The sequence below is a fragment of the Xylophilus ampelinus genome (assembly GCF_003217575.1).
Lineage (GTDB): Bacteria > Pseudomonadota > Gammaproteobacteria > Burkholderiales > Burkholderiaceae_C > Xylophilus > Xylophilus ampelinus.
Genome location: NZ_QJTC01000022.1, coordinates 35,261 through 59,228 on the forward strand (window position 1 = coordinate 35,261; position 23,968 = coordinate 59,228).

Consider the following 23,968-nt stretch of genomic DNA (forward strand, 5'->3'; position numbering starts at 1 on the left):
GACGCGCCGCCGCAGCCGCGGGCCGCGGCCACCGCGCCCGGGGACGAAGGCCGTCACCTGGCACGGGTACTGCGCGAGCAGCGCATCAGCATCCGCGGTGCGCGCACCCACAACCTGAAGAACATCGACCTCGACATCCCGCGTCACCAGCTCGTGGTGATCACCGGGCTGTCGGGCTCGGGCAAGTCGAGCCTCGCCTTCGACACGCTGTACGCAGAAGGCCAGCGCCGCTACGTCGAGAGCCTCTCGGCCTATGCGCGGCAGTTCCTGCAGCTGATGGACAAGCCCGACGTGGACGTCATCGAGGGCCTGTCGCCCGCGATCAGCATCGAGCAGAAGGCCACCAGCCACAACCCGCGCTCGACCGTCGGCACCGTGACCGAGATCCACGACTACCTGCGCCTGCTGTATGCCCGCGCCGGCACGCCGCACTGCCCCGAACACGGCGTGCCGCTGCAATCGCAGACCGTCTCGCAGATGGTCGACAGCGTGCTGGCCCTGCCGCAGGACACCAGGCTGATGATCCTGTGCCCGATGGCCCGGGCCCGCAAGGGCGAGTTCGCCGAGCTGTTCACCGAGATGCAGGCCGGCGGCTACGTCCGCTTCCGGGTCGACGGTAGCGTCTACGAGCACGAGAACCTGCCGGTGCTCAAGAAGACCGAGAAGCACGACATCGACGTGGTGATCGACCGGATCAAGGTGCGGCCCGACATGCAGCAACGCCTGGCCGAGAGCTTCGAGGCCGCGCTGCGGGTGGGCGGCGCCGAGGGCGCCGGCCGCGTGGTGGCGCTGGAGATGGACACCGGCGTCGAGCATCTCTTCAACGCCCGCTTCGCCTGCCCCGTCTGCGCCTGGTCGCTGGCCGAGCTGGAGCCGCGGCTCTTCTCCTTCAACTCGCCGGTGGGCGCCTGCCCGGCCTGCGACGGCCTGGGCCTGCAGGAAGTCTTCGACCCGGCACGGGTCGTCGCCTTTCCGACGTTGAGCCTGGCCGCCGGCGCCATCAAGGGCTGGGACCGGCGCAACGCCTTCTACTTCGCGATGCTGGAGAGCCTGGCCGCCCACTACGGCTTAGCGCTCGACACCGCCTTCGAAGAGCTTCCGGCGGCGGTGCGCCAGGTGGTGCTGCACGGCTCGGGCACCGAGGACATCAAATTCAGCTACACCCTGGAATCGGGCCCGCAGAGCGGCAAGAAGCTCAGCAGGAAGCACCCGTTCGAGGGCGTGATCCCCAACATGCAGCGCCGCTACCGCGAGACCGATTCGACGGTGGTGCGCGAGGAACTGGCCCGCTACCGCAGCACACAGCCCTGCCCCGCCTGCCACGGCGCCCGGCTGCGCCTGGAAGCGCGCCACGTGCGGCTGGGCGAAGGCCCCGAGGCCCTGCCGATCCAGACGGTGAGCCACATGACGCTGCGCGACAGCCAGGCCTACTTCGGCGGCCTGACGCTCACCGGTGCCAAGGCCGAGATCGCCGACAAGATCGTCCGCGAGATCGGGCTGCGGCTCAAGTTCCTGAACGACGTGGGCCTCAACTACCTGAGCCTCGACCGCAGCGCGGAGACCCTCTCGGGCGGCGAGGCGCAGCGCATCCGGCTGGCCAGCCAGATCGGCTCGGGCCTGACAGGCGTCATGTACGTGCTCGACGAGCCCAGCATCGGCCTGCACCAGCGCGACAACGACCGGCTGATCGACACGCTGCGCCACCTGCGCGACATCGGCAACAGCGTGATCGTGGTCGAGCACGACGAGGACATGATCCGCGCCGCCGACTATTGTGTAGACATGGGCCCCGGCGCCGGCGTGCACGGCGGCCGGGTGATGGCCCAAGGCACCTGCGAAGAGCTGCAGGCCAACCCCGACTCGCTCACCGGCCAGTACATGGCGGGCACCAAACGGATCGAGGTGCCCGCCCACCGCACCGCCTGGCTGCCGGTGCTGCAGAGCGGTACCAAGGCCGAGGCCAAGGTCGCCAAGAAGACCGGCCGCGCCAGCGCCGCCGCCGTGGCCTGGGCCGAGCGCCAGGCCGCCCACCAGGCGACGCAGGGCACGCTGCAGGCGCTGCGGGTGGTGAACGCCACCGGCCACAACCTGCGCGGCGTGAGCGTCGAGTTTCCGGTGGGCCTGCTCACCTGCGTGACCGGCGTGTCGGGCTCGGGCAAGAGCACCCTGGTCAACGACACGCTCTACGCCGCGGTGGCGCGCCAGCTCTACCGCGCTCACGACGAGCCGGCCGAGCACGACGCGATCGAGGGCATGGAGTACTTCGACAAGGTCATCAACGTCGACCAGTCGCCGATCGGCCGCACGCCACGCAGCAACCCCGCCACCTACACCGGCCTGTTCACCCCCATCCGCGAGCTGTTCGCCGAAGTGCCCACCGCCCGCGAGCGCGGCTACGGCCCGGGCCGCTTTTCCTTCAACATCGCCGGCGGCCGCTGCGAGGCCTGCCAGGGCGACGGCATGGTGAAGGTGGAGATGCACTTCCTGCCGGACGTGTACGTACCCTGCGACGTCTGCCACGGCGCCCGCTACAACCGCGAGACGCTGGAGGTCCAGTACAAGGGCCGCAACATCGCACAGGTGCTGGGCATGACGGTGGAGGCCGCCAACACCTTCTTCGGCGCGGTGCCCACCATCGCCCGCAAGCTGCAGACGCTGCTGGACGTGGGCCTGTCGTACATCACGTTGGGCCAGGCCGCCACCACCCTCTCGGGTGGCGAGGCGCAGCGGGTGAAGCTGGCGCTGGAACTCAGCAAGCGCGACACCGGCCGCACCCTCTACATCCTCGACGAGCCGACCACCGGCCTGCACTTCGCCGACATCGACCTGTTGCTGCGGGTGCTGCACCAGCTGCGCGACGCGGGCAACACCATCGTGGTGATCGAGCACAACCTCGACGTGATCAAGACCGCCGACTGGGTGGTCGACATGGGCCCCGAAGGCGGCGCCGGTGGCGGTTTGGTGGTGGGCGAAGGCACGCCCGAGGACATCGCCGCCAACCCGGCAAGCCACACCGGCCGCTACCTGCAGCGGTATTTGCAAGAAAAGTAGCCGAAGCCGGCGCTGTTGGCCGGCTTCCAGCTATTATTTTTGTAGCAGCCGGCCCGGCGCGTCCTGCACCGCCGGTGCGTGCCGCTGCACCCACCAGAACATGGGCAGCGCCACCAGCGCGGCGAGCGACAGCACCATGAAGGCCAGGCCGAAGCGCTGGTCGGCGCCGACCACCGAGTTGGCCAGCGTCGGACTCAGCGCCGCACCGACGCCCTGCAGCGTCATCACGAAGCCCAGCGCGGTGTTGAACCGGCCACTGCCCTGCGTGAAGCGCTGCACCAGCAGCGGCGTGGCCACGCCCAGCGCCCCGGCGGCCAGGCCGTCGAGGATCTGCACCGGCACGTTGCCCCAGTCGGCGGCGATCAGGTAGGCGAGCGCGCCGCGCACCGGCAGCACCAGGATCGCGGCGTAGACGAACCACGCCACGTCGAAGCGCTTGCTGCGCGACACCCACAGCGCCACCGGGATCATCGTGACCTGCGCCACCACGATCGCGATGCCCGTCCAGAGCAGCGGCGCCGAATCGGCGACGGTGGCGGCCAGGCGCTGGTTGAGCAGCGGCAGCATCGCGGCATTGCCCAGGTGGAAGAACAGGCAGGTGATGCCGAACAACAGCAGCGGCTTGTTGGCCAGCAGCGCGCTCCAGCCGCCGTTGCCGTCGCGCTCGACCGATTCGCCCACCGCCTCGGCTGATTCGCAGCCGCGCGCAGCCTGGTGGTCGATGTCGGCAGCTCGGATCGACAACACCGCCAGCACCGCGCCGACCGTCATCGTGCCCATCACGGTCAGCATCCACGGGGCGCCCAGCAGGTGCGCCACCAGCCCTGCGCCGATGGCCGACACCATGTTGCCGGCATGGCTCCAGGCTTCGTTGCGGCCGGTCTGGTGCTTGAAGCCCGACGCGCGGGCCAGGCCCAGGGTGAGTGCCGCCATCGTCGCCGCCAGCAGCGCGCCGGCCACGCCGGTCACCACCTGCGAAGCGATCAGCCAGCGGCCGTCGAGCGTGGAGAACGCCAGCGCGCTGGCGGCCAGGATCGCCAGCGCCGCCGCCACCGTCATCGTGCGCTCGGCGGTGGAGCGGTCGACCCAGGCGCCGGCCACCGGCGTCATCGCCACCGCGGCCAGGCCGCCGGCGGTCATGGTGTAGCCGATCAGCTCCTGCTGCACCTTGTGTTCCTGGAGATAGGTGGTCAGGAAAGGCCCCAGGCCGTCGCGCACGTCGGCCATGAAGAAGGCCAGCAGCGTGAGGGCCATCAGCGACCGCGGCAGGGCCGCGCCGCCGGCAGATCCGCCGGCGTTGCCGGTGGAAGCACCGGCCGGCGCGGGCCGGCCGGGCATCGCGACGGCGGCGTCAGCCACGGGGCGCCGCCACCGGCTTGCCGTTGACGGTACGGGCATCGACCACCCGGCCGGCGCCGCCGGCCAGCGGACGCGCGTCGCCCTCGGCCTTGACGGTGTCGCCCAGCTTCAGGCCGAGCCGCTCCAGGCCGTCGGGCTTGGTGTGCACGAAGTCGCCGCTGTCGAGCACCACGCCGTTCGGCGCGCCGTGCTTGGCATAGTTGAAGCGCACCACCGTGCCCGACACGTCGGCCGGCTTGTGGGCCGGTGCGACGGGCTTGCCGTCCACCGACACCAGGCGCTCCAGTCGGTAGACCTCGTGGGCCGGCTTGCCCTTGGGCGAGGGCTCGGCCGCGGTGCCTTCGAGCACCACGGCCTGGCCGGTTTTCAGCTCGCCCAGGCCTGCCGAAGCGGCCGGGTCGTGACCGTCGCAGACGAACTGCGCCGGCGCGCCGTCGGTCTCGATGACCAATCCTTCGACGGTGCCCTTCGGACTGTAGACCAGGTGCTGGAAGGTGCCCTCTACGGACCAGACGTCGATTTCGGCGGGGGCGGCCTTCTTGGCATCGTCCTTCGCGGGAGCCTTGGCCTTGTCGTTGGCCTTGGCTTCGGTATCCGTGTGGGCGTTGGCAGTAGCGGTAGCGGCGGAATGAGCGTTCATGGAAATCCTCGTATGAAATGAAAAGAAAGGGAGCGGAAAGGCGTCGAAGGTCCGCGCCGGGGTTGCACGGCGCGGGGCATGGCTCAGGATGCGGGCCGTGGGGGTGGGGGCGCATCGCCGACGGGGGGCACCGCTGGCGCACCGCCGACCGGCGGGGGCGGCATTCCCGCGGCACCGACGGGACCGGGATCGCGCGGGCCGCGAGGGCCACGCGCATCGCGAGGACCGGCGACCGGCGGCTCGACACCGGGACCCGCGAAGAGTTCGCGCGCCGTCTCGGCCGTCGGGCCGAGGGCCGTGGCTTCGAGGGCCGTGCCTTGCGCCGACCGGCTGCCCCAGCCGCGGGCGAAGACCGTGCTGCCCGGCTGGAGCGACGCACCCATCGCCATGCCGACATGCGGCGGGAACCGCACGATGCTGCCGTTGTCCAGCAGCACGCCGTTCGGTTCGCCGCGCGGTGCGTAGAGCAGGCGCTCGACCCGCCCGCTGGCGCTGAGCGCCGCCAGTGCGCCGGCCTCGGGCGGCACCGGAGGCGGCATGCCGACGGCCGGCGGCGTGTCTTCGATCGTGCGGCCACCGACCGCCAGGCGGGTGGCGCGCAGCACCGGCACCTGGGGCGTGCGCCAGCCGGACACCTGCACCGTGTCGCCGGTCCTGGCGGACTGCAGCAGCGTGGCGGAGAGGTGCGGCGGGACATTCACCTGCGTGCCGTCGGACAGCAGGAAGCCGTCCACCGTGCCGTTGGGGGTGACCAGCCAGCGCTGCAAACGGCCCGAGGTCACCGGCGACATGGCGTCGGCCCCTGCATCCGGAGGCGTAGGCGCCATGCCGGGAACCGGCGGCACGCCGGCAGGTGGCGGCAGCGCGCCGGCAGGCGCAGGCGGTGCGCCGTTGGGTGCCAACGGCGGCGGTGGCAACTGGGCGCATGCCGTCGCCATCACGAGAACGGAAGCGCACAGCGCCACGGGACGGAATCGGAATCGCATGGGGCTCTCCACAAAATAAGCTATCGAATGCCACTCACAACACGTGCCAGCCTTGCGGCCCTTGCGAATCAACGACTTGCGGCGTTCCCTGCAAGCCCCGTGCATGTCCGGAGGACACCGCTGCGTCCGCTTTGAAGACAGCGCTCATCCCAGCCGCAGCAGCACCGCAGACACGGCGCACACCAGCAGGAACGGAACGCTGAGCGCGTGGAACTCGCGCAGCCCGTGGGGCAGCCGGGCCAGCCGCAGCGCGATCAGGTTGGCGAGCGATCCCAGCACGCAGCCGAAGCCGCCGACGCTCACCCCGGCCGCCAGAGCCGGCAGGTCGCGCACCGGGCCGTCGAGCAGGATCGCGGCCGGCACGTTGCTGATGAACTGCGAGGCGACGATGGCCGCCAGGTAGGCGCGCCAGCCCTCGGCGATCGGAGCATGCTCGAGCAAATCGGCCACCGCGGGCAATTCGGCGAGCTGGCGCAGGTCCACGAACATCAGCGCGATGATGGCGAGCAGCGCCCAGTCGACCCCCTTCAGCACCCGCGGGTAGAACACCAGGAAAGCGCCGAACACCAGCCCGAGGCCGGCCGGCAGCCAGTGCCGCTCCAGCGCCACCACGAAGGCGACGAACAGTACGCCGGCCAGGGCGAGCATGCGCGGTTGCACCGCGGGCGCCTCGCCGGCCGGCCGCAGCGCGATGGCGGTGCGGGGTACCAGCACCCAGACCGCGACGAACAGCCAGAACAGCATGATCGCGACGGTGGGCGCCATCATCCCCATGAAGCCCAGGAAGCTGTCGCCCGAGCGGTGCCACAGGTACAGGTTCTGCGGATTGCCGATGGGCGTGAGGGCCGAGCCGGCGTTCACCGCCAGCGCCTGCAGCACCACCAGCCGGGCCAGCGGCAGGTCGGCCTGCGTGGCCAGCACCCGGGTCAGCGGCACCAGCAGGAACAGGCTCACGTCGTTGGTCACCAGGGCCGACAGCACGGCGGCGCCGGCCGTCAGCAGCAGGGCCAGGCTGCGCAGGTCGGTCATGCGGCCGAGCAGCCGCTGCGCGGTCGCCTGCAGCATGCCGCTCTTCTCCACGCCCTGGGTGATCGCCAGCAGGCCGGCCAGCGCGCCCACCGTCTGCCAGTCGACGAGGTGCAGGTAGTCCATCGGCGCGCGGGGCCGCAGCACCACGAACAGGCCGGCCACCGCGAGCAGCACCCAGAGCAGGCCGTTGCCGCCCGCGGGCGCATCCTCGGACGATGCAGTGGTGGATGCCGATCCGGCGGTGGAGGAGGCAGCGGGACGGACGGAAGAATCGGTCATGGGAAAGAGAAAAACGGAACGACGGGGCACGCCCTGCGGCGCGCACGAAGTGTGGTGGCACTCAAGAGCCGTGCCCGTAGGCCGACACCGGGGAATGGCCGGGCGGCGCCGGCTGCGCGTGGGATTGGGGTGGATGCAATGCGGACAGGAGGTGTCCGCTGCCGGGACAGGCGGCAGCATCGCAGGGGTCGATGGAGCACCGGGCCGAACCGCTCGCGCGGCCTGCCGCCCGTCCGGCTATTCCAGCCCGTACTGCGCCAGCTTGCGGTACAGGAGCTGGCGGTGGATGCCGAGTCGGCGCGCGGCCTCGGCCCGGTTGCCCTGGGCGCGTGCCAGGGCCCGCTCGACCATCAGCCGCTCCAATCGCTCCACGGCCACCGGCAGTTCGGCATCGAACCATTCGGGCGGCAACGCCGCCACCGCATCCGCGCCGCTGCCGCCGGCATCGACCGCCGGGTCCGCCTGCGCCAGATCGCCCTGCAGGTCGGCCGCGCCGATCACCGGATGGCGTACCAGCGCCTGGCAGCGCTCCATCCGGTTGCGCAGCTCCCGCACGTTGCCCGGCCAGCGGTACTGGAGCAGGGCCTGCGCCGCGTCGGAGGAGAGTGCCTTGGGCGCTGCGGCGCCGGCCGCGCGGCGCAGGAAATGCTCGGCCAGCGGCACGATGTCGGCCAGGCGCTCGCGCAGCGGCGGCACCCGGATCGAGAGCACGTCGAGCCGGTAGTACAGGTCTTCGCGGAAGCGCCCGGCCCGCACCGCGGCGGCCAGGTCGTGGTGGGTGGCGGCGACCACCCGCACGTCCACCTTCACCGTGCGGTGGCTGCCGAGCGGCGTCACCTCGCCCTGCTGGAGCACCCGCAGGATCTTGGCCTGCACCGGCAGCGCCATGTCGCCGATCTCGTCGAGCAGCAGCACCCCGCGGTCGGCTGCGCGAAAACACCCCGGCCGGTCGCCGGTGGCGCCGGTGAAGGCGCCGCGCACATGGCCGAACAGTTCGCTCTCCAGCAGCTCGGGCGGGATGGCCGCGCAGTTGATCGCGACGAAGGGCGCGTCGGCCCGGTCGGAATGGCGGTGCAATGCGCGGGCCACCATGTCCTTGCCGGTGCCGGTCTCCCCCAGTACCAGCACCGGCACCGCGCTGGCCGCCGCCAGGCCGATGCGCTTGTGCACTTCCCGCATCGCCTGGCTGAGGCCGACGAGCGAGCCCTCGTCCTCGGCCTCTTCGCCCACGGCCGGGCGTGCCGTGCCGGGGCAGGCCTTCTCCTGGCGCAGCGCACGGGCCAGCACCTCGATCACCGCGTCGCGCCCGATCGGCTTGGCCAGATGGTCGAAGGCTCCGAGGCGCATCGCCTCGATCGTGTTGGCGCCGCTGGCGTAGGCCGTCAGCACCACCACCGGCGGCAGGCGGGTCAGCCGGGCCTGCAGCGCGGCCAGGGTCTGCAGGCCGTCCATGCCGGGCATGCGGTGGTCGAGGAAGACCGCGTCGTAGCGCTGGCGCGGCATGCGCTCCAGCGCCTCCGCGCCGCTGGCGGCCCGGTCCACCGTGTGGTCCAGGCCCTCCAGCGTCTCGGCCAGGGTCTCGCGGAAGGCATCGTCGTCGTCGACGATCAGGAGGCGTGCCATGGCAGTTCCAGTGCGAAGCGGGTACCGCGGGGCGGCAGGGCGGCATCCGCGCCGTCGGCGGTGGGGGAATCGGAGGCGGCGATGGCGGCGGCGCCGCCCAGCGGCACGTGCTGCAGGTCGCCGCCGTGGGCCAGCGCCACCTCGCGGGTCAGCGCCAGGCCGAGGCCGGTGCCGTCGGCGCGGCCGGTGGCGAAGGGCTCGAAGAGCCGGGCCTGCAGCGCCTCGGGGACGCCCGGGCCGTCGTCGTCCACTTGCAGTACCAGCCGGTCGGCGGGCTCCACCGCTGCGCCCAGCGCTACCGTGCCGCCCTGCCGCGCATGGCGCACCGCGTTGTCGAGCAAATTGTCGATGGCGCGCGCCAGGTGCTGCGGGTCGAACACCGCATGGCCGGGCGCGCCGGGCCGCAGCGCCAGCGCCACGCCGCGCTCGGCGGCGCGCGGTGCCACGGCGTCCAGCCGCTCCTGCAGCCAGGCCGGCAGGTCGATCCGCTGCGGGGCCAGGTGCAGCGGCTGCACCAGCGCCAGCAGGCTCTGCACCAGGCCTTCGAGCCGGTCGATCTGGCCGACGATCGCGCGCAACGCGGCGGGCTGGCGATCGGGCGCGGCCGCCAGCGCGTTCTCGGCCTTCAGGCGCATCGCGGCGATCGGGTTGCGGATCTCGTGGGCCAGGCCGCCGGTCATGCGGCCGAGCGCGGCCAGGCGCTGGTCGCGGCTGCGCTGCTGGGCCGCGGCCCGCAGCTGGACCCGGGTCTCCTCGAAGCGCAGGCGGTAGCGGTTGAAGCCGTCGACGATGCGGTCGATCTCGCGCACGCCGGTCGGCTCCAGCACCGGCACAGCGTCGCCCTCGGCCGCGGCCAGGCGCGTCTCGAGCCGCTGCACCGCCCGCAGGCCGCGCAGCAGGATCAACCCCAGCCAGCCGCCCGACGCCACCACCGCCACCAGCAGCATCCCCAGGCCGACGCGCAGGCTGTTCTCGGCCGCCAAGGCGCCGGCATGGGTGCGGGTCATGGTCCAGGCGACCAAGTCGCCGTCGGGCGACGCCAGCGGGCAGGCGGTGACGATCATGGCCTCGCGGCTGCCGCGCACCACGTCGGTCTGCACCTGGCGGGTACGGGCGGCCAGCGCGGCTATCTCCAGAAGCAGCGGCTGCTCGGCGGCCGGAATGTCGCGTTTCACGCCGCTGCCCTCGTAGGTGGGATAGGCGTAGGCGAGGAACCCGCCCTTGCCTTGCCAGATGCCGCCCTCGACGTGCGGCGCCTCCACCAGCACCAGCTGCAGCAGGACCTGCAGCAGGTCGATCTGCGGTTGCGGCGGCTGCGGCTGCGGCACCGAGCGTGCATAGCGCGCCGCGATGGCGCCGCACGCGCGCTCCACCGCCGTGCGGCCGGCAGCCAGCTGCGCACCGGCACTGCCGCGATAGACCGACACCATCACCACCGCCAGGGTGGCGCAGATGGCGAACAGTATTACCCAAAAGAAAATCAACTGGCTGCGGAGCGATCTCATGGTGGGCGGTGGAGGGCGAAGGCGGCCAGTGTCATGGCGGCCCGGACCGGGCACGTAACCGGTTGACGCACGCCGCACCGACGCTGCGCGGCCATCCGGACCCAGGTGAAAAACTAACGCCGCATGGGCGTGACGGGGCCGATGCGGCGACGGCCTTCAGTCGACGACGTCCACCGCCTCCCAGCAGCCCGGCGCCAGGCCGTCGAGGGTGTACGGGCCGACAGCGGCGCGCACCAGCCGCAGCGTGGGCAAGCCCACCGCCGCCGTCATGCGGCGCACCTGGCGGTTGCGGCCTTCACGGATCGAGAGCGCGATCCAGGCAGTGGGGATGCGCTGCCGCACCCGGATCGGCGGGTAGCGTGCGGGCAGGTCGGGCGGGCCATCGAGCCGTTCGGCACGCGCCGGCCGCGTGGGGCCGTCGTTGAGCACCACGCCGTCGCACAGCGCCTGCAGCGCGGCGGCCGTCGGCTCGCCCTCCACCTGCACCCAGTAGGTCTTCTCCGTCTTGAAGCGCGGATCGGCGATGCGGGCCTGCAACCCGCCGTCTCCGGTCAGCAGCAGCAGGCCTTCGCTGTCGGCGTCGAGCCGGCCGGCGGCATGCACGCCGGGCAGGTCGATGAAGCCCTTGAGCCCGCGCCAGCGGCCCTCGCCGGTGAACTGGCTGAGCACGCCGTAGGGCTTGTGGAAGCGGATCAGGCGGGGTGGGACAGGGGTGGGCATGGCCGAAACGATACTCGCACCACGGCAGACATGCATCTCGCCGGGGAACCTGCCGCGCGAAGCGCGTCACGCGCTGTCGCGGTCGCCTCGCCGCGCACGCTGTAGATTTGCCTTTTCCCGTAGACACGCATGAACCTCTCGCATCCGCCCCTCGCTTCCTCCTTCGCCTCGCTGCAGACCGCAGCCCCCGTCGCATGAACGCCCACGACACCGCCGGCCTGCGCCCGCACGGTTACTTCCGCAGTTCGGCCGCAGCGGCCCGGCCGCGCCGAAGTCATTACGATGCGCTGCCCGGCCCTGGCGCCCCCACCGTGCAGCCGGCCGTGGCGCACCCCCGACTGACACAACGAACCGATCCGGAGAAAACCGACCCCATGCCTTCGCCTTCCCTGCCCAAACGCGCCTGGCTCGGCGCCATCGCCTGCGCCGCCCTCACCCTGGCCGCCGCGCCGGCCTTCGCCCAGCCCCCGGCCTGGCCGACCAAGCCGGTACGCCTGCTGATCGGATTCCCCGGCGGCTCCTCGCCCGACGCGGCGGCCCGGGCCATCGCCGAGCCGCTGTCGCGCGCGCTCGGCCAGCCGGTGATCGTCGAGAGCAAGGTGGGCGCCTCGGGCAACATCGCCACCGACCTGATCGCCAAGGCGACCGACGACCACACGCTGGGCATCGTGATCAACGGCAACCTGACCTCGGCCAAGATGCTGTTCCCGCGGCTGCCCTACGACCCCGCGACCGATTTCACCTATCTCACGCTGGTCGGCACCGCGCCGCTGATCCTGGTGGGCAGGCCCGACGCGCCCGGCGGCAAGGCCTTCTTCGACGCGGCCCGCGCGGCCGGCGACAAATGGAACTACGGCTCGGTCGGCACCGGCTCGGTCGCGCACCTGGGCATGGAGCTGCTGAAGGCCCAGGTGCCCGGCATGACCGCGGTGCACGTGCCTTACCAGGGCAATCCGGCGGTGGTGAACGCGATGCTCGGCCAGCAGGTCGAGATGGCGCTGATCCCGCCCGGCGTGGCGCTGCCGCACATCAAGGCCGGCAAGCTGAAGGCGATCGGCGTGACCGGCGGCCGCAGCACCCTGGCGCCCGACGTGCCGCCGCTGGCCGATGCCGGCGTGAAGGATTTCCGGCTCGAGGTCTGGACCGCGCTGGTCGGCCCGGCCACGCTGAGCCAGGCCGCGCAGGCCCGCTTGGCGCAGGTGCTGCCCGGCATCCTGCAGAACCCCGAAACCCGCCATCAGCTCTTCAACCAGGGCTGGTCCGCACCGGCCACCGCGTCCGCCCAGGCGCTGCAGGCACGGGTGAAGGAAGAGTCCGCCATCATGCACAACATCATCGCCAGCCGGAACATCCGGATCGAATGACGGCGGCCCCGACGTCGCCGGCGTGGATGGAGGAGCCCGCGCGCAGCCTGCCGGTCTTCGGCGAATACGACGTGGTGGTCGTCGGTGGCGGCCCGGCCGGCCTGGCCGCCGCGGTGAGCGCGGCACGCCACGGCGCCCGCACCCTGCTGGTGGAGGCCTACGGCTTTTTGGGCGGCATGGGCACCGCCGGCGGCGTGACCAACTTCGCCGGCCTGTACGGCCGGCACGAAGGCGAGATGCGCCAGCTGGTGCACGGCGTGGCCGACGACCTGCTCGCCCGGCTGGAGGCCCTCGGCGGCCTCAACGCGCCGCAGGACGGCATGCAGGGCCGCATCCGGGTGCGCTCCTACGACGTCTCGGCCCTCAAGTGCGCGGCCGACCAGCTGCTGCAGTCGGCCGGCGTCGAGCTGCTGTTCCACGCCCACGCCGCCGCCGTGCTGAAGGACGGAAACCGCATCGCCGCGGTGGTGGTCGAGACCAAATCCGGCCGGCTGGCGATCCGCGCCGACGCGGTCGTCGACTGCTCGGGCGACGCCGACGTGGCCGCCTTCGCCGGCGTGCGGTACGCGGTCGGCGACGGCCATGGCAGCGGCCTGTTCCCGACCACCATGTTCCGCGTCGGCCATGTCGAGCCGGCGCCGGCGCTGGCCGCGATCGGCGAGTTCAAGGCGATCGACGACGTCATGGCCCGGGCCGAGGCGGCGCACCCAGGCCGCTACCGCTTCCCGCGCGAGGGCGCCATCGTCCGGCCGCAGATCGACCCGCGCGAATGGCGCGCCAACGTCACCCAGGTGCGCAACGCGGCGGGCCATGCGATGAACGGGGTCGATGCGCGCGAACTCAGCGCCGGCGAACTGGAAGGCCGGCGGCAGATCGTCGAATACTTCCGCTTCCTGCGCGAGCAGGTGCCGGGCTTCGAGACGGCGCGCATCGTCGACATCGCCGCCCAGATCGGCATCCGCGAAACGCGCCGTATCGAGGGCCTGTACGCCCTCACCGGCGAGGACATCCTGTCGTCGGCCCGCTTCGACGACGCGATCGGCATCAACGCCTGGCCGATGGAGCTGCACCGTGACGGCCGGATCGACTGGGGCTTTCCCCGCGACGAACGCCGCGCCTACAACGACCTGCCCTGGCGGATGCTGGTGCCCCGCGGCATCGACAACCTGCTGGTCGCAGGCCGCTGCGCGTCGATGACCCACGAGGGCCAGTCGGCGGCGCGGGCCAGCGGCGGTTGCTTCGTGATGGGCCAGGCGGCCGGCACGGCGGCGGCGCATGCGGGCGGAGCGCCGCTGCAGGCGACGGACGTGATGCGGCTGCAAGCGCGGTTGCGGGCCGACGGGGCTTGCATTCCGGATTGACCGGCGGCCGCGCGCGCTGCCATCGTCCTGTCATCGCACGGACCGACAGCGAGGGGTTTATCGCCACGCCATCGTCGGGCCCGGCTCCGCCTTGCCTCGAGCCCTGTCCATGCGCCGCCTTTTTGCCTCCGCCCTCCTCGCCGCCTTGCTGGCCACCGGCTGTGGCGACGGCTTCGGCGACACCCCGCAAAGCTTCGGCCTGCGGCTGATCGGCCAACAGACGGTCTCCGATGCGCAAACGGTCGGCGGCACCCGGGTCGGCGGGCTGTCGGGGCTGGACTACGACATCGCCGGCGGCACCTGGATACTGATCAGCGACGACCGCTCGGAGAAGAATCCGGCGCGCTTCTACACCGCGCGGCTGCGGTACGACGCCGCCGGCTTCTCGGCGGTGCAGTGGTGTCGGACAACAATTTCACAGGCACCCAGATCACCCAGCTGCTGGCCTTCGAAGTGGTGCCGCGGTAGGCCGCCAGCGGCCCGGCACCGGGCTTTCCGGCCCGGCTCATGCCCCATCGGGCTTGCAGCCACCGTTCCACAACGACCTTTGGCTATTATTTTTGTAGCAATCAGGCGCCGCATCGGGGTCGGGGTCGGTAACCCGCAGGCCGCTCGACAGCGCTTGCCTGGCGTCCACGACGGCTACTAGAATACGTCGCGTGTTTACGCAAGTACAACTCGCGCCGGCCTCCAACCACCCCGGTCCATGACGATAATCGACCCCACAGAGGTTCGGCGATGGATTGGGGCCGGATTTCACGGCACCTCATCATTCCGGGAGTACACACGACGTGTTAATTCGCAGAATTCTCATCCTTGCGTCGCTGGCGAGCCTGACGGCCTGGGCCCAGCCGTCCGCCCCCGCGCAGCCGGCGCCGATCGCATGGCGCCTCGCCACCGGCTACCGCGCCGAGTCGTTCCAGACACGAAACCTCATGCTGTTCGCCGAGGACGTGCAACGTGCGAGCCTGGGCGCACTCCAAATCACCGTGCATCCCAACAATGCGCTTTTCAAACTGCGCGAAATTTTTCCCGCAGTGCAGGCGGGCGGTATCGAGGCGGGCGAGACGATCCTGACCGCGATCGCCCCGCAGGTGCCGATCGCGGGCGTGGACGGCGTGCCGTTCATCGTTTGCAGCTACGACGATGCGCGTCGACTGTGGGCCGCGCAGCGGCCGCTGCTCGAGCGGCAGTTCGCCGCGCGCGGCCTGCGTCTGCTCTACGCGGTGCCCTGGCCGCCCCAGGGGCTCTACACCCACAAGCCGATCGTCAGCACCGCCGATCTCAAGGGCGTCCGCATGCGCACCTTCGATCCGACTACCTTGCGCATTGCGCAATTGGTCGGCGCATCGCCGGTCGATGTCGCCATGGTCGATCTGCGCGACGCACTGGCGCAGGGCAGCATCGACGCGATGATCAGCTCCGCCGTCACCGGCTCGGAGACGCACGCCTGGTCGCGTATGCACAACTACTACCGCATCAATGCGTTCTTTCCGAAGAATGCGGTGTTCGTCTCCAGCCGCGCGTTCCTCGCCCTGCCACCTTCCGTGCAGGTGGCGGTGGAAAAAGCGGCGCAGGTCGCCGAGGAGCGCGGCTGGTCCATGAGCCAGTCCCAGACGAGCAGCGCCGCCGCCGATCTGAAGGCGCACGGCATGGCGATCGAAAGGCCGTCAGCCCAGCTTCAGGCCGAACTCAAGCGCCTGGGCGAGCGCTCCACCCGCGAATGGCTGCAGTCCGTCGGCCACGAGGCCAGCGCTGTTCTGGTGCCCTACCTCGTCCCATGAAGTCGCGGGCGCAGCGGATGCCTAGAGCCGTCCGCTGCCCGACCGCCCCTCAGGACGGATCCTTGCTCCGGGTGCGTCCCACGCCGCTGAAGATGCCGAGGCCCAGCAGCACCAGGGTGCCGATGCCGATGTAGAGGTGCGGCACGCCCGCGGCCAGCGCGCCCCAGATCAGGCCTCCGAGGAAGATCACGAACCCCACCATGTAGATCGCGAACGACATCGCCACTCCTTTGCAGTTGTTGTGGCGCGGATGCTGGCCCGCACCGCGCCGCACCGCTGTCGCACGGCCGAGCCAAAGCATGTCGGCGTTTTCCTACCGCTCGGGAATAATGGCGGACCTTCCCGTCTACGGATCCGACGCCATGTCCAGCATCACCCTGCGCTTTCTTGCCGAACCCAGCGCCGTCAATTTCGGCGGAAAAGTGCACGGCGGCACCGTCATGAAGTGGATCGACGAGGCCGGCTACGCATGCGCCACCAGCTGGGCCAAGCGCTACTGCGTCACCGTGTCGGTGGGCAGCATCCGCTTCCACCGACCGATCATGATCGGCGACTTGGTCGAGGTCGAGGCCCGCATGGCCTACACCGGCAAGACCAGCATGAACATCGCGGTCGAGGTGCGCAGCGGCGACATGAAGAGCGGCCGGATGGAGAAGACGACCGAATGCCTGATCGTCTTCGTCTCGGTCGATTCGCACGGCCGTCCGATCCCGGTCGACACCTGGAACCCCGAAACGCCCGGCGACATGGCCTTGGCCCAGCGCGCCCGCGCGCACCTGGAAGCCAGCCGGAATCCCTAACCGGCGGGGGCATCCGCCCGGGGAGTCGCGGTCGATCGAACAGCCGGGCCGGCCGCGGCGCCGAAGTGCTGCAGGTTGGGCAGGATGCCGACCGGCTCGGCGTCCGACACGCCGAACCGGCGCGAGCGTCGCAGCGTACTGGTCGACAGCGGTGCGATCCTCCGGGAATAGTCGAAAAACGCAAGAGTCTTACTGCGTTTGGAAACCCGATCAGCGCGGCCGAATTCCGCCGAAACGACACACTACGCCGCCCATCCGTCGCGGGCGACGAGCGCATGCCGGTCAGGGCGATGTCGGCAAGATCGGGTTCGCGGGCCGGGCCGCCTGCAGCAGGTCGCGCGTCTCGGTGGCGACGCGCCGGGCCGCGGCGGCGAAGTCGTCGCCGCTGCTGGCATACAGGACGGCGCGCGACGAATTGACGACGATCGGCGCATCGGGCCGCCAGCCGGCCCGCACCGTGGCCACCGCGTCGCCGCCCTGGGCGCCCACGCCGGGGATCAGCAGCGGCAGCGTGGGGGCCACCGCCCGCACCCGCTCGATCTCCGCAGGATAGGTGGCGCCCACCACCAGGCCGAGCTGGCCGTTGAGGTTCCACGGCCCCTGGGCCTGGCGCGCCACGTGCTCGTAGAGCAGGGGTTGGCCCTCGATCGAGGCGAGGCGCTGGGCCTGCAGGTCGTCGCCGCCGGGGTTGGAGGTGCGGCACAGCAGGAAGGCGCCCTTGCCTTCGCGCTGGAGATAGGGCTCGACCGAGTCGAACCCCATGAACGGCGAAAGCGTGACCGCGTCGGCGCCGTAGCGGTCGAAGACCTCCTTGGCGTACTGCTCGGCGGTGGAGCCGATGTCGCCGCGCTTGGCATCCAGGATCACCGGCACCTGGGGCGCCAGCCGGCGCATCGTGGCCATCAGCCGCTCCAGCTGGTCCTCCGCCCGGTGGGCTGCGAAGTAGGCGATTTGCGGCTTGAAGGCGATCGCCAGATCGGCGGTGGCTTCTACGATGGCCGCGCAGAAGTCGTGGATGCGGGCGGCGTCGCCCTGCCAGGCACCCGGGAAACGGGAAGGCTCGGGGTCGAGGCCGATGCACAGCATCGAGCCGTTCTGGCGCTCGGCGCGGCGCAGCATGTCGAGAAAAGTCATGGGCGGCGATTCTACGGATGCGCCTTGGACGCAGCGGCCGTGCCAGGCCCGCAGGGCCGCGGGCTCAGACCGGGGAGGGCGGCGGGGGCACTGCGTCCAGCGCGCGGCACAGGTCCTCCCAGGCGCGTGCCTTGTCGGCCTGGGCGCGCAGCAGGTAGGCCGCGTCGTAAGTGACGACCGCCGGCGTGCCGTGCAGGTCGTGCACCTGTCCGCGCAGCCGACCCAGCGGCTCGGCGCGGCCCAGCAGCGTCTGCGCCGCCAGCCGGCCCATCGCCAGCACCAGGGCCGGCCGGTGCGCGGCCAGCGCCTGCTGCAGGCCGGCGGCCACCGGCACCGCGTCGGGCGACGCCAGGGTGCCCCCACGGGAGAGCACCGCACCGACCACCCGCGCCTGGCGGTGCAGTTGCGCGGCGCGCAGCATGTTGTCGAGCAGCCGGCCCGCATCGCCCGCCAGCAGGTCGCCTTCGGGGCATTCGGCCACCACCAGCCAGACCGGCAGGTCGCCGACATCGGCCGTGGCCGTGTGCAGGGCGCGCCAGGGGCCGAGCAGCGGGGTGGCGGGGGCGGGCCGCGGCACGGCCGCCGAGGCGGTGCGTTCGGGCGTCCGTGCGGCCACGGGGACCTGCGGCACCGGCACCCCGGCCGGTGCAGGGGCAGGCGGTGGCGGCGCCACGCGTGCGGCGGCGGGTGCGGGGGGTGCCACGGACGCATCGGCCGGCACGTCGGCCGGCGCACGCTGCACCGGCTGCCAGACGGTGACGCCCATTTCCTGCAACATCGCGCGCTGGCGCGGATCGAGGTCGAGTCCCATGGAGATGCGGTCCTGCCGGATCAGAGGCGCTGGCTCATCACGACCGCGTCCTCGCGCTCGTTGTCGGCGGCGGGGTAGTAGCGTTTGCGCAGGCCCACCCGCTGGAAACCGTGCGCGGTGTAGACCGACTGCGCCCGCAGGTTGCCGGTGCGCACCTCCAGCCAGAGCCAGAGCGCCCCCTGGCCGCGCGCCCACAGCCGCAGCGCATCCAGCAGCACCCGTGCCCAGCCCTGCCGCTGGCAGGCGGGTGCGACGGTGATGTTGAGCAGGTGCACCTCGTCGACCCCCTTCATCGCGACGAAGTAGCCGATCACCGCTCCCTCCGTCACCAGCTGCCGGGCCTGGTAGCCCGCCCGCAGCGAGTCGAGAAAATTACCGCGGGTCCACGGATGGGTATAGGCCTGCTGCTCGATCGCCAGCACCGCATCCAGCGTGGCGGGCGTGATCGGCGCGAAGCATGCCTCGGGCGAGCGGGGCAGCGCACTCACGCCGCCGCCTTTTCGGCCATGCGCTCGGCCGTGGTCTTGGCGACCTTGTCGCGGATGTAGAGCGGCAGCGCATCGGCGGCCGCGACCAAGCCGCCGGCCGCGACCAGGACGGGCGCCAGGCGCAACAAGGCCTCGGCGGTGGGCAGAACGGCGACCGACGTGGCGCCCGGCCCCAGGCGCTCGCCATAGGCGGCACGTGCATTGCCGGCCAGGGTCCAGCCGGAGGGCACCGCGACATTCTCGGGCGCGGCCACGCTCAGTTCGCCGGCGGTCTGCCACCGGCCGGAGGCCGCGTCGTAGCGGTAGGCGCAGCTGTAGACCTCGCCCATGCGGGCGTCCATCGCGGCGACGACCTGCCGGGTGCCGTGCCGCGCCCGTGCTTCTTCTGCAACTGCCAGCAGCGTATCGACCGGCAGCACCGGCAACCCGCCCGGTCGGGCGCCGAAGGCCAGGCCCTGGGCGACGGCGCAGGCGGTGCGCAGGCCGGTGAAGGAGCCCGGCCCGCGGCCGAAGACAATCGCACCCAGATCACCGAAGCGGATGCCCGCCTGCTCCAGCAGCGCACGCGCCACCGGGACCAAGGTGGCCGAGGCCCGCGCGCCGCCGGCTCCGGTGTGCACCTGCACCCGGCCCGCATGGCGCAGGGCCACGGAGAGCGTGTCGGTGCTGGTGTCGAAGGCCAGCAACGGTGCGGAAGAATCAATCTGCATTACCGGGATTATCGGACCTGCGGGCGCTTCCGAAAATTCACCCAGGCCCCGCGGGCCACCCTGCCGTCGGCACCGCATGCGCCTAAACTTTGGCCGGCCGATCTGCCCGCCCGCAGGTCGCGGGGCCGCCTACCATCGCCCTTACAGACCAGAAAACGCCCGAACGTGAATCCATTCCCTGCCCTGCCTGCGCCGCGCTTCGCCCGGACGCACGTCGTTCCATCCCTCCGCCGGCTGCGCGCGTTCGCCGCGGTGGCGACGCTGGCCCTGGGCAGCTTGGCCGCTGTCGCCCAGGCGTTGCCGGCCGAAACATTGCCGCCCGAAGTCGATGCCGCCCTGCTGCGCGCCAAGCTGCCGCGGGAGGCGCTGTCGGTGGTGGTGGCCGAGGCCTCGGGCGGCGCGCCGCGGATCGATTTCCGGGCGCACCAGCCGGTCAACCCGGCCTCGGTGATGAAGCTGGTCACCACCTATGCCGGGCTTGAGTTGCTGGGGCCGGTCTACACCTGGAACACGCCGGTCTACTTCGGCGGGCCGGTCGACGCCGACGGCACGCTGCAGGGCGACCTGGTGATCCGCGGCCAGGGCGACCCGAAGCTGGTGGTCGAGCGGCTCTGGCTGCTGCTGCGGCGGCTGCAGGCACAGGGTGTGCGCACCATCGCGGGCGACATCGTGCTCGACCGCAGCGCCTTCGTGCTGCCGCCGCACAACCCGGCTGATTTCGACGGCGAGCCGTCCCGGCCGTACAACGCGGCGCCCGACGCGCTGCTGGTCAACTTCAAGTCGGTCACCCTCGGTTTCGTGCCCGATGCGGCCGGCGGCAACGCGACGGTGATGCTCGACCCGCCGCTGGCCGACGTGCGGCTGCAGGCCCGGGTGCCGCTGGCGCCGGCCGGCACCGCCTGCGGCGATTGGCGTACCGGCCTGCAGGCCGGCCTGCAGGACCCGGCGCGCATCGGCTTCACCGGCAGCTACCCCGCCAGCTGCGGCGAGAAGCAGTGGCCGGTGGCGTATGCGGACCCCAACGCCTTCGCCGGCCGCGCGATCGCCGGCCTCTGGCGCAGCATGGGCGGGCGCCTTGCCGGCCACGTGCGCGACGGCCGGGTGCCGGCGGGCCTGCAGCCAGCCTTCACCGTGGTGTCGCCGCCGCTGCCCGAGGTGGTGCGCGACATCAACAAATTCAGCAACAACGTGATGGCGCAGCAGCTCTTCCTGACGCTGTCGCTGCAGACGCGCGGCACCGGCAGCTTCGACGGTTCGCGGGCGGTGGTCGACCAGTGGTGGCGCAGCCGCTTCGGCGCGTCGGAGCCGCCACCGGCCGCGGACAACGGCGCGGGCCTGAGCCGCGACGCCCGCATCACCGCCCAGGGGCTGGCGCGGATGCTGCAGACGGCCTGGCTCTCGCCGCTGATGCCCGACCTGATGGCCTCGCTGCCGATGACCGGCATCGACGGCACCCTGCGCCGCAGCAAGGCCCGCGCCGGCACGGCGCACCTGAAGACCGGCAGCCTGCGGGACGTGCAGGCGATCGCCGGCTTCGTCCATGCCGACGACGGCCGGCGCTTCGTGCTGGTGGCCATCGCCAACCATCCCAACGCCGGCGCGGCGCGGCCCGCGTTCGACGCGCTGGTGGACTGGACGGCCCGCCAGCCGCAGGCGCGGTGACGCCCCGCATCTCGCCTGCGGACGTTGCCTTCCCGCCTCACTCCGTAGTAACCCCGTGTCGGGGCGGGGTACACCTGACTACTATCGGCCGACCCTAAATAGAACGACCGTTCTTTTTATCCCGACAACCACCAGGAAATGCCCATGAAAACACACCACCTGCTGGCGATCACCAGTGCCGCCGCCCTGCTCGTCGCCTGCGGCGGCGGCGGCTCCGACAGCGGCGGTCCCGAGACGGTCGACAACAGCGGCGCGCGCGGTGCGCTGGCCTTCAACCCGCCGCTGCGGGTCACCGCGCTGACCGCAGCAGAGTTCAATGCCCGCCTCAACGAAACCACCGCCGGCAAGCAGCTGCTGCAGGTGGCCGGCACGCCGAAGTGCGGTGTCAACTTTCACTACATCCAGTACGGCACCGTCGGCGGCGTCGACGAGGCCACCAACGCCTCGGGCGCGCTGATGGTCCCGACCGGCAACGACCCGGCCTGCGCCGGCGGCCGCCCGATCGTGCTATACGCCCATGGCACCACCACCGACAAGGCCTACAACATCGCCGACATCACCGACAGCACCCGCCCCGGCGCGAGCGAAGGCTCGCTGATCGCGGCGCTGTACGCGGCCCAGGGCTTCATCGTGGTGGCGCCCAACTACGCCGGCTACGAAATCTCGAAGCTGGCCTACCACCCCTACCTGAACGCCGACCAGCAATCGAAGGACATGATCGACTCGCTGACCGCCGCCCGCAAGGCGCTGCCGGCTCTCGGCGGCGCGACCGATTCCGGCAAGCTGCTGATTACCGGCTATTCGCAAGGCGGCTACGCGGCCCTGGCCACCCAGCGCGCGATGCAGGCCGCCGGCCAGACCGTCACCGCGTCCGCACCGCTGTCGGCACCGTCGGCGATCAGCCTGCTGCTCGACTACGGCTCCCTGGGCGCGCCACCGCTCGGCGGCACCGTGCTCCTGCCGCTGATCACCACCAGCTGGCAGAAGCAGTTCGGCAACGTGTACAGCGCGCCGGGCGACATCTACGAGGCGCAGTACGCCACCAACATCGAGACGCTGCTGCCGAGCACCACGCCCGTCTCCACCCTGTTCTCCACCGGCCGGCTGCCGCAGTTGGCGCTGTATCCGGCCAACGCGGTGCCCGGCCCGGCGACGGCGGCGTTCGCGCCGTTCTACGGCGCCAACAATCTGCTGACGCAGACCTTCCTGACCGCCAATGCCGCCGACACGCTGCGCAACCCATGCCCGGGCAACGCATTCCCGCCGACGGCGGCGTCGCGCGCCAGCACCACGCCGCTGGCTTGCGCACCGACCACTGGATTGCGCAAGGCGGCGGTGGCCAACGACCTGCGCACTTTCGTGCCGAACCGTCCCACCTTCTTCTGCGGCGGTGCCAACGACCCGACGGTGAACTTCGAAAGCACCCGCGCCACGGCCGGCTTCTTCAGCGCCCGCGGCCTGCCGGCCAGCGCACTGACGGTGCTCGACCTGGAGACGGCGGCCACCGGCGCGGCCGATCCGTTCGCCGCGGCCAAGGCGGGCTTCGCCCAGGCCAAGGCGGCCACCGCCGCCGCCAACGGCGCCAACGCGGCTGCCGCCGTCACCACCGCCTACCACGGCTCCCTGGTTCCGCCGTTCTGCAACGCGGCCGCCCGCGGCTTCTTCCAGCAGGTGCTGGCCGCCGGCGTCTGACCCGCTCCGCCCCGCAACCCGACCCCAGGAGCATTCCCACCATGCACAAGATCGCATCCCTCGCCGCCGCCGGCGCCCTGCTGGCCACCGCCGGCGCGGCACTGGCGCAGGACAATGCCGGCGCATCCTTCCTCGCCTCGCTGTCTTCGCCCACGCCTTCCACCGCCTGGACGGTGCGGGCCGGCGTGACGCACATCGCGCCGCGTTCCAGCGCCTCGCAGGCCACCGGACCGCTGCTGCCCGGTCCGCCGTCGGGCGTGAGCCTGAAGGTGGAGGACAAATACACCACCTTCTTCTCGGTGGCCCGCGCGCTCGACGACAACGTCGAGGTCGAGCTGGCGATGGGCTATCCGCCCACCCACCCGGTTACCGCCCAGCTGTCGTCCAGCCTGCCCGCCAACGTGCAGGGCTACAACGGCCAGACGGTCGCGATGGTGCGGCAGCTGGCGCCGACGCTGTTCGTCAACTACGCGTTCGGTCCATCGACCAATACCTGGCGCCCCTTCGTCGGCGTGGGCGTGAACTACACCAACTTCGACAAGCGCACCTCGACCGCGGCCGGCAACGGCCTCAACGGCGGCCCGACCCGCCTGGAACTGGAAGACTCCTGGGGCCTCGCAGCCCAGGTCGGCGTGGACTACAAGATCAACGAGCGCTGGTCGATCCACACCTCGGTGGCCACCGCCAAGATCAAGACCCACCTCGTCGCCACCACCGCCGGCGCGGCCCGAGAAGTCGACATCAAGTTCCGCCCCGTAGTGCTGACGGTCACCGCCGCCTACCGCTTCTGACCCCCGCGCCGGCTACCGGCACCCCCAACGAAAACCCCCGCCAGGCGCGAGCCCTGCGGGGGGTTTCTTTCATCGAAGCCGATGTCCGGCGCCAGAGATAGAGCGACTCTTGGGCCGCTGGACCTTGAACCGGGAGGGTCGCCCTGTCACTCGAACCTGGCACACGGCAGACAGACGCA

At 71.6% G+C, this 23,968-nt stretch carries 21 protein-coding genes; 9 read left to right on the forward strand and 12 right to left on the reverse strand.

The features are described 5' to 3' along the window. Window positions 1-57: 57 nt before the first annotated feature. Window positions 58-3,051, forward strand: coding sequence for an excinuclease ABC subunit UvrA (uvrA, locus tag DFQ15_RS13505; RefSeq protein WP_233504526.1), 2,994 nt, complete (start codon window positions 58-60; stop codon window positions 3,049-3,051). 33 nt (window positions 3,052-3,084) lie between these two features. Here the strand turns inward: uvrA and DFQ15_RS13510 are convergent, their stop codons facing one another. The 7 genes from DFQ15_RS13510 to DFQ15_RS13540 form a co-directional block, all read right to left on the reverse strand. Further along, complete coding sequence (locus DFQ15_RS13510) at window positions 3,085-4,410, reverse strand: MFS transporter (RefSeq protein ID WP_233504518.1); 1,326 nt, start codon at window positions 4,408-4,410, stop codon at window positions 3,085-3,087. Further along, window positions 4,403-5,050: a hypothetical protein gene (locus DFQ15_RS13515; protein ID WP_233504521.1), complete on the reverse strand. Its 648-nt coding sequence runs from the start codon at window positions 5,048-5,050 to the stop codon at window positions 4,403-4,405. Before DFQ15_RS13515 ends, DFQ15_RS13510 begins: the two co-directional genes overlap by 8 nt. 83 nt (window positions 5,051-5,133) lie before the next feature. Beyond that, a complete protein-coding gene (locus DFQ15_RS13520) occupies window positions 5,134-6,036 on the reverse strand; it encodes a hypothetical protein (RefSeq protein ID WP_199399884.1) in 903 nt (300 codons plus the stop codon). Between the two features lie 144 nt (window positions 6,037-6,180). Then, window positions 6,181-7,344 carry an SLC13 family permease gene (locus tag DFQ15_RS13525; RefSeq protein ID WP_110466479.1) on the reverse strand — a complete coding sequence of 388 codons (1,164 nt, stop codon included), beginning with the start codon at window positions 7,342-7,344 and terminating at the stop codon, window positions 6,181-6,183. 237 nt (window positions 7,345-7,581) lie between these two features. After that, a complete protein-coding gene (locus tag DFQ15_RS13530) occupies window positions 7,582-8,967 on the reverse strand; it encodes a sigma-54-dependent transcriptional regulator (RefSeq protein ID WP_110466480.1) in 1,386 nt (461 codons plus the stop codon). Beyond that, on the reverse strand, window positions 8,952-10,472 hold the full coding sequence (locus DFQ15_RS13535; RefSeq protein WP_110466481.1) for a sensor histidine kinase: 1,521 nt from the start codon (window positions 10,470-10,472) through the stop codon (window positions 8,952-8,954). Before DFQ15_RS13535 ends, DFQ15_RS13530 begins: the two co-directional genes overlap by 16 nt. A 156-nt stretch (window positions 10,473-10,628) precedes the next feature. Further along, window positions 10,629-11,192, reverse strand: coding sequence for a pseudouridine synthase (locus DFQ15_RS13540; RefSeq protein ID WP_199399885.1), 564 nt, complete (start codon window positions 11,190-11,192; stop codon window positions 10,629-10,631). A 374-nt stretch (window positions 11,193-11,566) separates the two neighbouring features. Between DFQ15_RS13540 and DFQ15_RS13545 the strand changes: the two genes are divergently transcribed. The 4 genes from DFQ15_RS13545 (at window position 11,567) to DFQ15_RS13560 (ending at window position 15,701) form a co-directional block, all read left to right on the forward strand. Beyond that, window positions 11,567-12,556, forward strand: coding sequence for a Bug family tripartite tricarboxylate transporter substrate binding protein (locus DFQ15_RS13545; RefSeq protein ID WP_110466508.1), 990 nt, complete (start codon window positions 11,567-11,569; stop codon window positions 12,554-12,556). Then, window positions 12,553-13,917: an FAD-dependent oxidoreductase gene (locus DFQ15_RS13550; protein ID WP_110466483.1), complete on the forward strand. Its 1,365-nt coding sequence runs from the start codon at window positions 12,553-12,555 to the stop codon at window positions 13,915-13,917. The genes DFQ15_RS13545 and DFQ15_RS13550 overlap by 4 nt, the downstream gene beginning before the upstream one ends. A gap of 109 nt (window positions 13,918-14,026) precedes the next feature. Continuing rightward, window positions 14,027-14,566, forward strand: coding sequence for an esterase-like activity of phytase family protein (locus DFQ15_RS13555; protein ID WP_110466484.1), 540 nt, complete (start codon window positions 14,027-14,029; stop codon window positions 14,564-14,566). 94 nt (window positions 14,567-14,660) lie between these two features. Next, entirely contained in the window at window positions 14,661-15,701 is a 1,041-nt protein-coding gene (locus DFQ15_RS13560; RefSeq protein ID WP_233504522.1) for a TRAP transporter substrate-binding protein, read from the forward strand. A gap of 49 nt (window positions 15,702-15,750) precedes the next feature. Here DFQ15_RS13560 and DFQ15_RS13565 read toward each other — a convergent pair whose 3' ends face one another. Beyond that, window positions 15,751-15,921, reverse strand: coding sequence for a hypothetical protein (locus tag DFQ15_RS13565; protein ID WP_233504523.1), 171 nt, complete (start codon window positions 15,919-15,921; stop codon window positions 15,751-15,753). Window positions 15,922-16,063: 142 nt separating this feature from the next. Here DFQ15_RS13565 and DFQ15_RS13570 point away from each other — a divergent pair, with 142 nt between their 5' ends. Then, window positions 16,064-16,501, forward strand: coding sequence for an acyl-CoA thioesterase (locus tag DFQ15_RS13570; protein WP_110466510.1), 438 nt, complete (start codon window positions 16,064-16,066; stop codon window positions 16,499-16,501). A 282-nt stretch (window positions 16,502-16,783) separates the two neighbouring features. Here DFQ15_RS13570 and pyrF read toward each other — a convergent pair whose 3' ends face one another. The 4 genes from pyrF to tsaB form a co-directional block, all read right to left on the reverse strand. Beyond that, the gene (gene pyrF, locus DFQ15_RS13575; protein WP_110466486.1) at window positions 16,784-17,635 is read right to left on the reverse strand and encodes an orotidine-5'-phosphate decarboxylase; all 852 of its coding nucleotides are present in this window, start codon (window positions 17,633-17,635) and stop codon (window positions 16,784-16,786) included. A gap of 64 nt (window positions 17,636-17,699) precedes the next feature. Beyond that, window positions 17,700-18,446 carry a uracil-DNA glycosylase family protein gene (locus DFQ15_RS13580; protein ID WP_110466487.1) on the reverse strand — a complete coding sequence of 249 codons (747 nt, stop codon included), beginning with the start codon at window positions 18,444-18,446 and terminating at the stop codon, window positions 17,700-17,702. A 20-nt stretch (window positions 18,447-18,466) separates the two neighbouring features. After that, complete coding sequence (gene rimI, locus DFQ15_RS13585; RefSeq protein ID WP_110466488.1) at window positions 18,467-18,934, reverse strand: ribosomal protein S18-alanine N-acetyltransferase; 468 nt, start codon at window positions 18,932-18,934, stop codon at window positions 18,467-18,469. Continuing rightward, on the reverse strand, window positions 18,931-19,644 hold the full coding sequence (tsaB, locus tag DFQ15_RS13590) for a tRNA (adenosine(37)-N6)-threonylcarbamoyltransferase complex dimerization subunit type 1 TsaB (protein WP_110466511.1): 714 nt from the start codon (window positions 19,642-19,644) through the stop codon (window positions 18,931-18,933). Before tsaB ends, rimI begins: the two co-directional genes overlap by 4 nt. Window positions 19,645-19,896: 252 nt before the next feature. On the opposite strand from tsaB, the gene dacB reads away from it, so the two are divergent. The 3 genes from dacB to DFQ15_RS13605 all read left to right on the forward strand — a co-directional run bounded on the left by dacB (window position 19,897) and on the right by DFQ15_RS13605 (window position 23,789). Further along, window positions 19,897-21,306: a D-alanyl-D-alanine carboxypeptidase/D-alanyl-D-alanine endopeptidase gene (gene dacB, locus DFQ15_RS13595; RefSeq protein ID WP_233504527.1), complete on the forward strand. Its 1,410-nt coding sequence runs from the start codon at window positions 19,897-19,899 to the stop codon at window positions 21,304-21,306. A 144-nt stretch (window positions 21,307-21,450) separates the two neighbouring features. Further along, window positions 21,451-22,998, forward strand: a complete 1,548-nt coding sequence (locus tag DFQ15_RS13600; RefSeq protein ID WP_110466489.1) for an alpha/beta hydrolase family protein — start codon at window positions 21,451-21,453, stop codon at window positions 22,996-22,998. Between the two features lie 41 nt (window positions 22,999-23,039). Next, window positions 23,040-23,789, forward strand: a complete 750-nt coding sequence (locus DFQ15_RS13605) for an OmpW/AlkL family protein (RefSeq protein WP_110466490.1) — start codon at window positions 23,040-23,042, stop codon at window positions 23,787-23,789. Window positions 23,790-23,968: the final 179 nt, after the last annotated feature.

Coding starts and splice junctions, on each gene's coding strand:
- DFQ15_RS13525 (WP_110466479.1), bottom strand. CDS start 7,344: ATGACCGATTCTTCCGTCCGTCCCGCTGCCTCCTCCACCGCCGGATCG.
- DFQ15_RS13530 (WP_110466480.1), bottom strand. CDS start 8,967: ATGGCACGCCTCCTGATCGTCGACGACGACGATGCCTTCCGCGAGACC.
- DFQ15_RS13605 (WP_110466490.1), top strand. CDS start 23,040: ATGCACAAGATCGCATCCCTCGCCGCCGCCGGCGCCCTGCTGGCCACC.
- DFQ15_RS13550 (WP_110466483.1), top strand. CDS start 12,553: ATGACGGCGGCCCCGACGTCGCCGGCGTGGATGGAGGAGCCCGCGCGC.
- DFQ15_RS13580 (WP_110466487.1), bottom strand. CDS start 18,446: ATGGGACTCGACCTCGATCCGCGCCAGCGCGCGATGTTGCAGGAAATG.
- DFQ15_RS13540 (WP_199399885.1), bottom strand. CDS start 11,192: ATGCCCACCCCTGTCCCACCCCGCCTGATCCGCTTCCACAAGCCCTAC.
- tsaB (WP_110466511.1), bottom strand. CDS start 19,644: ATGCAGATTGATTCTTCCGCACCGTTGCTGGCCTTCGACACCAGCACC.
- DFQ15_RS13535 (WP_110466481.1), bottom strand. CDS start 10,472: ATGAGATCGCTCCGCAGCCAGTTGATTTTCTTTTGGGTAATACTGTTC.
- DFQ15_RS13545 (WP_110466508.1), top strand. CDS start 11,567: ATGCCTTCGCCTTCCCTGCCCAAACGCGCCTGGCTCGGCGCCATCGCC.
- DFQ15_RS13555 (WP_110466484.1), top strand. CDS start 14,027: ATGCGCCGCCTTTTTGCCTCCGCCCTCCTCGCCGCCTTGCTGGCCACC.
- DFQ15_RS13565 (WP_233504523.1), bottom strand. CDS start 15,921: ATGTCGTTCGCGATCTACATGGTGGGGTTCGTGATCTTCCTCGGAGGC.
- pyrF (WP_110466486.1), bottom strand. CDS start 17,635: ATGACTTTTCTCGACATGCTGCGCCGCGCCGAGCGCCAGAACGGCTCG.
- DFQ15_RS13570 (WP_110466510.1), top strand. CDS start 16,064: ATGTCCAGCATCACCCTGCGCTTTCTTGCCGAACCCAGCGCCGTCAAT.
- DFQ15_RS13600 (WP_110466489.1), top strand. CDS start 21,451: ATGAAAACACACCACCTGCTGGCGATCACCAGTGCCGCCGCCCTGCTC.
- DFQ15_RS13520 (WP_199399884.1), bottom strand. CDS start 6,036: ATGCGATTCCGATTCCGTCCCGTGGCGCTGTGCGCTTCCGTTCTCGTG.
- DFQ15_RS13515 (WP_233504521.1), bottom strand. CDS start 5,050: ATGAACGCTCATTCCGCCGCTACCGCTACTGCCAACGCCCACACGGAT.